The 9,176-nt window shown below is 68.0% G+C and carries 8 protein-coding genes; all 8 read left to right on the top strand.

Annotated elements, in window-relative coordinates; genetic code table 11:
• Positions 1–103 precede the first annotated feature (103 nt).
• Positions 104–1,630 (top strand): 4-hydroxyphenylacetate 3-hydroxylase N-terminal domain-containing protein, encoded by a 1,527-nt coding sequence (locus tag AB7O82_RS34485; protein ID WP_428552725.1) that lies wholly within the window; start codon positions 104–106, stop codon positions 1,628–1,630.
• A 251-nt stretch (positions 1,631–1,881) separates the two neighbouring features.
• Positions 1,882–2,307 (top strand): globin family protein, encoded by a 426-nt coding sequence (locus tag AB7O82_RS34490; protein WP_428552743.1) that lies wholly within the window; start codon positions 1,882–1,884, stop codon positions 2,305–2,307.
• 192 nt (positions 2,308–2,499) lie between these two features.
• Positions 2,500–3,888, top strand: coding sequence for a serine hydrolase domain-containing protein (locus AB7O82_RS34495; protein ID WP_428552728.1), 1,389 nt, complete (start codon positions 2,500–2,502; stop codon positions 3,886–3,888).
• 218 nt (positions 3,889–4,106) lie between these two features.
• Positions 4,107–4,517, top strand: coding sequence for a hypothetical protein (locus AB7O82_RS34500; protein ID WP_428552730.1), 411 nt, complete (start codon positions 4,107–4,109; stop codon positions 4,515–4,517).
• Between the two features lie 202 nt (positions 4,518–4,719).
• Positions 4,720–5,706, top strand: a complete 987-nt coding sequence (locus AB7O82_RS34505; RefSeq protein ID WP_428552733.1) for a ketopantoate reductase family protein — start codon at positions 4,720–4,722, stop codon at positions 5,704–5,706.
• A gap of 24 nt (positions 5,707–5,730) precedes the next feature.
• A complete protein-coding gene (locus AB7O82_RS34510; protein ID WP_428552735.1) occupies positions 5,731–6,561 on the top strand; it encodes an amidohydrolase family protein in 831 nt (276 codons plus the stop codon).
• 89 nt (positions 6,562–6,650) lie between these two features.
• Positions 6,651–7,436 carry a hypothetical protein gene (locus AB7O82_RS34515; protein WP_428552737.1) on the top strand — a complete coding sequence of 262 codons (786 nt, stop codon included), beginning with the start codon at positions 6,651–6,653 and terminating at the stop codon, positions 7,434–7,436.
• A 130-nt stretch (positions 7,437–7,566) separates the two neighbouring features.
• Positions 7,567–9,176 (top strand): rhodanese-like domain-containing protein (locus AB7O82_RS34520; protein ID WP_428621477.1); only part of this gene is annotated, 1,610 nt, incomplete at its 3' end.

Consider the following 9,176-nt stretch of genomic DNA (forward strand, 5'->3'; position numbering starts at 1 on the left):
TCGGTGGGCCCGGGGGCGACTCCCCGGCTCATTAAGATGGGGGGGCGAGACGCCCGCGGTCCGGAAGAGCATGATCACTGTCGGAACGGGAAAGGCGAGTGACATGGAGAAACCGGAAGACTTCATTGCCGACCGCAAGCGACCCTTCACCGGCGCCGAGTACATGGCGAGCCTGCGCGACGGCCGCGCCGTGTACTTCGACGGCGAGCGCGTGGCCGATGTCACCACGCACCCCGCTTTCCGCAACGCGGTGCGCTCGGTCGCGCGGCTCTACGACGCGCTGCACGACCCCAAGGCGAAGGGCCTGCTCACCTGCCCGACCGATACCGGCTCGGGCGGCTACACCCACAAGTATTTCCGCGTTCCCCGCTCGCGCGAGGACATGATCGGGGCGCAGCAGGCGATCGCCGGCTGGGCGCGCCTGTCCTATGGCTGGATGGGCCGCACGCCCGACTACAAGGCCGCCTTCTCGAACACGCTCGGCGCCGTGCCCGACTATTACGGCCCCTACGCCGAGAACGCGCGGCGCTGGTACGTCCGCGCGCAGGAAGCGGTGCCGTTCATGAACCACGCGCTGGTCAACCCGCCAGTCGACCGGCACCTGCCGGCGGAGGCCGTGAAGGACGTCTATGCGTGCGTGAAGAAGGAGACGGCGGCCGGTATATATGTCTCCGGCGCCAAGGTGGTGGCGACGTCGGCAGCGTTCACGCATTACAACTTCATGGGCCAGTCGTCCAAGACCGCGACCGAGGACCTCGACCTCTCCCTGATGTTCATGGTGCCGATCAATGCGCCCGGCCTGAAGCTCATCTGCCGCACCTCCTACGAGGCGTCGGCGTCGCGCAACGGCTCGCCGTTCGATTACCCGCTGTCGTCGCGCTTCGACGAGAACGACGCGATCTTCGTCCTCGACAACGTGTTCGTGCCCTGGGAGGACGTGTTCGTCTATCGCGACCCGGCGCGCGTGATGAGCTTCTTCCCTGGGACGGGTTTCCTGCACGGCGCCATGTTCCAGGGCTGCACCCGCTATTGCGTGAAGCTCGACTTGCTCGCCGGGCTGCTGGCCAAGGCCCTGCGCGCGACCGGCGGCGACGAGGTGCGCTCCAACCAGGTGCTGCTGGGCGAGCTGGTGGCGTGGCGCCATCTGTTCTGGTCGTTGTCGAACGCCATGGCCCACAACCCGATGCCGTGGAAGGGCGATGCCGTTCTGCCCGAGCTGCAGGCGGCGGTCTCGTACCGCGTGTTCGCGCCTGATTCATGGCCGCGCATCCGCGACATCGTCCAGCGCACGATGTCGTCGGCGCTGATCTACCTGCCGTCGTCAGCGAAGGACTTCGCCAATCCCGAGATCGACGCCTATCTGCAAAGATACGTGCGCGGCTCGCACGGCGTCGGCCATACCGAGCGCATCAAGATCATGAAGCTCCTGTGGGATGCAGTCGGGACGGAATTCGCGGGCCGCCACGAGCTCTACGAGCGCAACTACTCCGGCGGCTGGGAGGATATCCGCGCCCAGGCCCTGACCGGCGCCCAGCGCGGCGGCAGCCTGAAGGCGATGGAGGCGCTGGTCGACCAGTGCCTGGCCGACTACGACGAGAAGGGCTGGACAGGGAGCGACTGGCGGGACTGAGGCTCACGCTCATGAGGACCGCGGGCGTCCCGCCCGCTGATGAATCATGAATCAGGAGCGGGCGGGACGCCCGCGGTCCTCATGAGTACTTTACAACGCCGTTGAGTACCCGCGGCCCCAGGCGCGCCACCGGGCGGCCGCCGCCGACAACGACACGCGCGATACAAAACGGCGTTGGCACGACATGGCCGCGAGACCTGCCGGGCGTAGACCGCAGTCGACTGAAACCGCCCGCGAGGAGCCGCACCATGATGAACTCCATGCAGATCGCGCTCGTGCAGACGAGCTTCGCCAAGGTCGCGCCGATCGCCGCGACGGCCGCCGACCTGTTCTATGGCCGCCTGTTCGAGATCGCGCCGCAGATCCGCCCGATGTTCCCCGAGGATCTGACCGAGCAGAAGCGCAAGCTGATGGCGATGCTGGGCACCGCCGTCGCCGGGCTCAGCCATCTCGACACGATGCTGTCCACGGTGCGCGCGCTCGGCCGCCGGCATGCCGGCTACGGCGTCACGGAGGAGCATTACGGGTTGGTCGCCTCGGCCTTGCTGTGGACGCTCGAGCAGGGCCTCGGCGAGGATTTCACGTTCGAGGTCGAGGAGGCCTGGGCGATTGCCTACAGCGTCCTCTCGACGACGATGATCGAGGCGGCCAACGAGGAGGTGGCCAGGGCGGCCTGATCATGGATCATGCGGACCGCGGGCGTCCCGCCCGCTCATGATCATGAGCGGCGCATGTGAATGCGCCGGGCGGGCGGGACGCCCGCGGTCCGGAAGAGGCATGACCCTTCCGTCGCCGTGAGACGGCGACACCTCCGCAGCGGAGCTGTGGAGGAGAATGAAGAGCGCGCCGCGACCCGCTATGGTGCGGCCATGCTTGCCGAAATCGATGCCGCCTGCGCGGTCTTCTCCGAAGAGCACAAGCTGCCGGGTCTCGTCGCGGGCTTCGTCGACCGGGGGCGGCTCGTCCATGTGACGGCGCTGGGGCTGGCCGATCGCGAGGTCGGGCAGCCAGTGGGACGCGACACCGCCTTCCGCATCGCTTCGATGACCAAGAACATGACGTCGCTGGCGATCCTGTCGCTGCGCGATGCGGGGAAGCTCGTGCTCGATGCGCCGCTCGCCGAGTACGTGCCGCAGTTCAGGGCGGTTAAGCCCGCTACCGCCGACAGCAAGCCGGTCACGGTGCGCGACCTGATGTGCCACGTCGCGGGTTTCGTCACCGACGATCCGTGGGGCGACCGCATGCTCGGCATGACGCCGGCCGAACTCGATGCGGTGATCGCCACCGGCACGCTGTTCGCCCGCGCGCCCGGCCTCGCCTATGAATATTCCAACCTGGGCTATGCGCTGCTCGGCCGCGTGCTGACCAACGTCGCCGGCGAGCCTTACCAGCACTACATGCGGCGCACCCTCCTCGAACCGCTCGGCATGGCCCGCACCACCTTCGACGCACTCGCGGCGGCGCGCGGCGACTATGCCTTCGGCTACCGCCTCGACGGCGCGGCGTGGTCGCGCGAGCGCATCGAGCCGGACGGCGAGGTCGGCGCCATGGGCGGCCTCGTCACCACCGCGCCGGACTATGCGCGCTGGGTGGCCTTCCTGCTTTCCGCCTGGCCGGCGCGCGACGACCCGGAGGCCGGGCCGGTGCGGCGCGCCAGCGTGCGTGAGATGGCGCTCTATCACGCGCCGCCGTTCCGGCCCGAACGTGGCGATCCGCTGCCCAGCGCCTACGGCTACGGGCTGGTGAATGCGGAGGATGCGCGGCTCGGCCGCCGCCTGCATCATCCCGGCGGCCTGCCGGGCTACGGCTCGCACGTGCTGATGCTGCCCGAGCGCGGCTGGGGCGTGTTCGCGTTCGGCAACCGGACTTACGCGCCGATGTCGATGCTGACGCCGCGACTGGCCGAGATCTGGCATCGGGCGGCGCCGAAACCCGCACCCGCCGCGCCGTCGCCGGCGCTGCGGCGCGCTATAGACGCCGTGCTCGCGGCCTACGGCTCCGGCCGGATCGAGGACATGGCCGAAGCCTGTGCCGTGAACCTGCTGCTCGACACGCCGGCCGGCCTGCGCAATGCCGAGCTCGCCGACCTGAAGAAGCGGCTGGGCAAGGCGACGGCGGTTGCGACGATCAAGCCCGAGCACGCGCTGGCCGGCGAGTTCGTGCTGGCCTGCGAGCGCGGTCACCTGAAGGTCGAGTTGGTCCTCTCCCCCGAGGCGCAGCCCAGGATCCAGAAGCTCGTCTTCAGCGTCGAGCAATGAACAGCTCGTCCCGGAACGGGCTCGCCCGCCGGCGTTCCGACAGGTCACGCTTGTGTGAATCCTGCCGATTGGGCGCAGCCGCATGCGACGAACTCTGGTAGGACTCGGCGCAGGCTGAGCCTGATTGCCGAGCCGCCCTGAGCAAGAATTTGGAAGGTTTGCCGCCGGAGACACCGGCGGCGCTTTGCTCGTGTCGAGCGTGGACGGTGGAGGTTTCGATGCCTCGGCAATGTCTGGCCCTGTTCGCCCTGATTCCCCTGGCCGGGTGTTCGACGCAGGCCGAACGCGAGGCGCTGTTCGACAAGCAACTGCGCGAGATGGCCGGTGCGTCCGAGGCCGGGCTGCTGAAGAGCATGGGCCGAATTCCGGACAACAACTATCAGCTCGAGGACGGCACCAAGATCCTGCAATGGCGCTGGGACACCTCCTACGTGGACCCCGGAAGCCCGCCCATGTACATGCCCTGGGGCGGCTGGGGTTGGGGCTGGGGTGGCGGATGGTGGGTGCCGATGGGCGGCTTCCCGCCGACCCTCGTGCGTCAAGGCTGCATCGTCGAATGGACCATGGTGGGCAGCGTGGCACAGGGCTATCGCTGGCAGGGTGCGGGCTGCCAGAAGGTGACGCCTTGAGACGCGGAGTCCTTTCCGGGAGCGCGCCACTCCATAGGCGTTCATGCTCTTCTTGAACCGCGGGTGTCCCGCCCGCTCATCATCTCATGAGCGGGCGGGACGCCCGCGGTCCGTATGAGTGCGGAGCTTGCCCCATTGACGATCGCTTGCATGCCGCCGCACGGTGCGCCCGCGTGTCGGGCGGACAGGGGGAGCGCGGTGCATGCGTATTTGCGTTTTTGGGGCGGGTGCGATCGGCGGCAATTTCGCGGCCCGCCTGGCCGATGCCGGCAATGAGGTTTCCGTCGTCGTCCGGGGCGCCCATCTCGAGGCGATCCGGGCCAAGGGCCTGACGCTGATCGCGGGCGACAGGAAGATCGTCGCCAAGGTACGCGCGAGCGACCGGCCGGCCGATCTCGGCCCGCAGGACGCCGTGATCTCCACCTTGAAGGCCACCGGTCTCGGTGCGCTGGCCGACGGCGTCGGGCCGCTGCTCGGTCCCGACACGCCCGTGGTGTTCGCCCAGAACGGCATCCCATGGTGGTACGGCCAGGGCCTTGGCCCATCGCGCCCGCCGGCGCCCGACCTGTCGCGTCTCGATCCGGGCGGCGCGCTGGCCAGGAGCGTGGGCTACGCGCGCACCCTGGGCGGCGCCATCACCTCGCCCAACCACGTGGTCGAGCCCGGCGTGATCGTGAACGAGCAGCCCGAGCGCAACACGCTGTGGGTCGGCGAGATCGACGATCGTCAGACGTCTCGCGTCCAGGCGTTGCGCGAGGCGTTGAAGGCGGCCGGCATCGGCTCGCCGTCGACCACCGACATCCGCTACGACATCTGGCACAAGCTGATGGCCAATCTCACCGGCTCGACGATCTGTCTCATCCTGGGCCAGGCCGTCAGCGTCCAGAAGACGGAGATCGTCAACCAGCTGGCGCGCCGCGCTCACGCCGAGGCGCTGGCTGTGGCGGCCGCGCATGGCGTCGTGCTCGACGACAGCCCCGAAGCGCGCTATGGCGCCAAACGGGTCTACACCAACCATCGCCCGTCGATCCTGCAGGACTACGATCTCGGCCGGCCGATGGAGATCGAGTCGATCGTGCGCGCACCGGTGGCCTTTGCGAAGAGCGCCGGTGTGCCGACGCCGACCCTCGAGGCGATCGAGGCGTTCGCCGTCAGCATGGCGGCGTCGAAAGGCCTCTATGGTGCGTAGGCGTTGCTGGCTGGAGACGAGCCCATGAAGATCATCGATGCCCAGGTCCACATCTGGTCGCAGACCGTTATCCCGCCGGGCGGCGGGCATCGCCAGGTGCCGAGCCTCAGCGCCGAGGAATTGCTGGCGGAGATGGCGGAAGCCGGCGTCGATGCGGGACTGATCCATCCGCCGGCGAGCTGGGATCCGACCTCGAATGCGCTGGCGATCGAGGCGGCGAAAAAATACCCGGACCGCTTCGCCATCATGGGCCAGTTTCCGCCGGAGAATCCCGACAACGTCCGGCTGATTCCCGGCTGGCGCAGGCAGCCCGGCATGATGGGCCTGCGCTGGGCGTTGCTGTACGGCGAGCAGCCCAGGATGATCGTCGACGGCCGGCTCGACTGGATCTGGCCGGCCGCCGAGAGGGAGGGCGTGCCGGTGTCGCTGCAGGCCGGCGTGTTCCTGAAGAAGTTCCGCTGGATCGCCGAGCGCCATCCGGCGCTGACGCTGATCATCGACCATTGCGGGCTGAAGGTCCTGACCAAGGACGCCGACGCGCTCGAGCATCTCGACGAGCTGCTGGCGCTCGCCCGGCTGCCCAACGTGGCGGTGAAGGCGACCGGCGCGCCGGCCTATTCGACGCAGCCCTATCCCTACAGGAATCTGCACGAGCCGCTGCATCGCATCTACGATGCCTTCGGGCCCGACCGCTTCTTCTGGGGAACCGACATCACCCGCATGCCGTGCACCTGGCGCCAATGCATAACCTTCTTCACCGAGGAGCTCCCCTGGCTGGCGGGTCACCCGCGGGAGCTGGAGAAGGTCATGGGGCGCGGCCTCGCGAAATGGATCGGCTGGGACTACGCGTTCTAGAGACCGGCCCGTTCGGCTCGTCGCGCTTGCGTCGGGCACGATCTCGCGGCCTTCTGGAGCCGAGGCCAAGCCGAGGGGATGCCTGGGCAATGCTGATCGACCTCCTGATCATCGGGTTTGTTGGGCTTGCCCTGTACGGCCTGTATAGCTGGTTGACCGAGACGGACTCTCCTGAGCGCATGCTCGGTCGCCACATCCATCGTCTTCGGGAGCAGGCCAAGGGCAGGGCGCCGGTCCTCTACCTGCGTTCATTTTCCGGCCAGGGCTTGCGTCTCGCGGACATCAAGTCGGCGTTCGTCGGCAAGACGATCCCTGGCACCGAGGCTCATTGGAAGGACGCCGGCCACTGGATCCTGAGCGTTCTCGACGTGATCGGACCTCCCGTCGAGCTGGCGTCACCGGCGGGAGCGTCGGGCCTCCAGCCATGGTCACCGTCTAGGCCCCGGGCGGAACGCGTCGCCAACGAAGACTGGCAGAAGCAGGTTCTGGCCTTGCTGCCGCGGGCCGCGCTGGTGGTTGTCCAGCTTGACGCGTCGCCCGGACTGGCCTGGGAGATGGAGCAGCTCGTGCACCGAGTGTCGCCGACCAGAATTTTACTGGTGCTGCCATCGACCGAAGCCGACTACGGTCGGCTCCTCGCGTCGACAGCCGGTTGGTTCCCTCGGCCACTTCCCCGCCGCCTGCCGGACAGCCGTCTCATGGCGTTTCGAGCGAACTGGGAGCCGCTGGCTCTCGAGGCGAAGGGGGCCCCCGGAGGCGTGTGGCATACGCTGGAGCCCGTCTTCCAGCGGAATGGGTACGAGGCCCCCGACTGGCGGCGTGCCTACAAGATTGGAGAACACAGCGTCTCCTCCAAAGGCTCGGCGCGGGGATAAGGAGCCGATGGCAAGTCCGGCGGGAGTGCCAAGAGCCAACGATCAAGGCAGCAAGAACGGGGACCGGGGCGGCATGCTACAGGTGGCTCCGCGGTTCGTTCCGATTTCTGAATAACAAGGACTCAGCACAATGAGCAACAAGACCATCGCTCCCCAGAACCTCAAGCAACGCCTGCGCGACATCATCAGGGGCAATGGCCACGAGCTCGCCTTCCTCGACGTGCGCGAGGACGGTCAACGCGGCATGGCCCATCCCTTGTTATCGGTCGGCCTGCACTATTCCACCCTCGAGGTGATGATAGGCCGGCTGGTGCCGCGCCGATCGACGCCCATCGTGCTGATGGACGGGGGAGACGGGGTCTCGGAACGGGCAGCCAGACGTCTTGCCGCGCTCGGCTATTCCGACATCGCGTTGCTGGGCGGCGGCGTCGAGGCCTGGAAGTCGGCCGGATACGAGCTGTTCATGGGCCACAACGTGGTCAGCAAGTCCTTCGGCGAATTGGTCGAGCACGCCTGCCACACGCCGTCGATCTCCGCCGAAGAGCTGAAGGCGATGCAGGATCGCGGCGACAGGCTGGTCGTGTTGGATGGCCGCACGCCCGAGGAGCACCACCGGCAATGCCTGCCGGGCGGCATCAGCGTCCCCAACGGCGAGCTCGTCTATCGGGTCCACGATCTGGCCCCCGATGCCGACACCACCGTGGTCGTGAACTGCGCGGGCCGCACGCGAAGCATCATTGGCGCGCAGACTCTTCGCAATGCAGGCATTCCCAACAAGGTCGTCGCCTTCCGCAATGGCACGATGGGCTGGACGCTGGCGGGCTTCACGCCACAGCTCGGCAGCACCCGGAGCTTCGGACCGGTCTCGGCCAGCGGCCAGGCGCAGGCCCAGCAATGGACCGCGGGAATGAAGAATCGCTACGGCGTACGGTCGGTCGACCGCAAGACCCTGGACGCGTGGCGTCACGACGCGAACCGGACGACGTTCCTGTTCGACGTGCGCGACGAGCGCGAATATTCCGACGGCCACGTGCCCGGCGCGCTGTCGATTGCCGGCGGCCAGCTGGTGCAGACCACCGACGAGTGGATGGGGGTGCGCGGCGCCAGGGTCGTGCTGACCGACGATACCGGCGTGCGCGCCAGCATCACCGCCCACTGGCTGGTCCAGATGGGCTGGGATGCCTACGTGCTCGAAGGCGGAATCGGGTCTGGGCCGGTCGAGCGCGGTCCCATGACGCAGCAGGTGCTCGGGCTCGAATCAATCGCAACGCCGCAGGTCACGCCTGGGGAGCTGAGGGCGCTGATCGATGCCGGCGACACCGTGGTGCTCGATGCCGGACCGGGCCTCGCCTACCGCAAGACACACATCCCCGGCGCGATCTGGGCATGCCGGCCTCAGCTGGCCAAGACGGTGGCGACGCTCGGCAAGGCGAAGCGCATCGTACTCGCCTCGCCCGACGCGGTCCGGGCCAGGCTGGCGTCGGTCGACCTGCGCGACCTGACCGAAGCCGAGATCGCCGTGCTCGAAGGGAGGTACGGACGCGTGGGCGAGCGCCGGCTTTTCGACCGAGGAAAGCTCCGGAACGCCGTCGGACGAGGAGATCATCGATCACCTGGTCTGGGTGGCCGGGCGTCGAACGGGCAACCAGGCCGAGATGAAGCAGTACCTCGAGTGGGAGCAGCAGCTCGTTGGCCAGCTCGAACGCGACGGCGATGTGCCGTTCCGCATTGTCGCCTAGG

It is taken from the genome of Reyranella sp., assembly GCF_050185545.1.
GTDB lineage: Bacteria > Pseudomonadota > Alphaproteobacteria > Reyranellales > Reyranellaceae > Reyranella.

Coding starts and splice junctions, on each gene's coding strand:
- AB7O82_RS34485 (WP_428552725.1), top strand. CDS start 104: ATGGAGAAACCGGAAGACTTCATTGCCGACCGCAAGCGACCCTTCACC.
- AB7O82_RS34490 (WP_428552743.1), top strand. CDS start 1,882: ATGAACTCCATGCAGATCGCGCTCGTGCAGACGAGCTTCGCCAAGGTC.
- AB7O82_RS34495 (WP_428552728.1), top strand. CDS start 2,500: ATGCTTGCCGAAATCGATGCCGCCTGCGCGGTCTTCTCCGAAGAGCAC.
- AB7O82_RS34500 (WP_428552730.1), top strand. CDS start 4,107: ATGCCTCGGCAATGTCTGGCCCTGTTCGCCCTGATTCCCCTGGCCGGG.
- AB7O82_RS34505 (WP_428552733.1), top strand. CDS start 4,720: ATGCGTATTTGCGTTTTTGGGGCGGGTGCGATCGGCGGCAATTTCGCG.
- AB7O82_RS34510 (WP_428552735.1), top strand. CDS start 5,731: ATGAAGATCATCGATGCCCAGGTCCACATCTGGTCGCAGACCGTTATC.
- AB7O82_RS34515 (WP_428552737.1), top strand. CDS start 6,651: ATGCTGATCGACCTCCTGATCATCGGGTTTGTTGGGCTTGCCCTGTAC.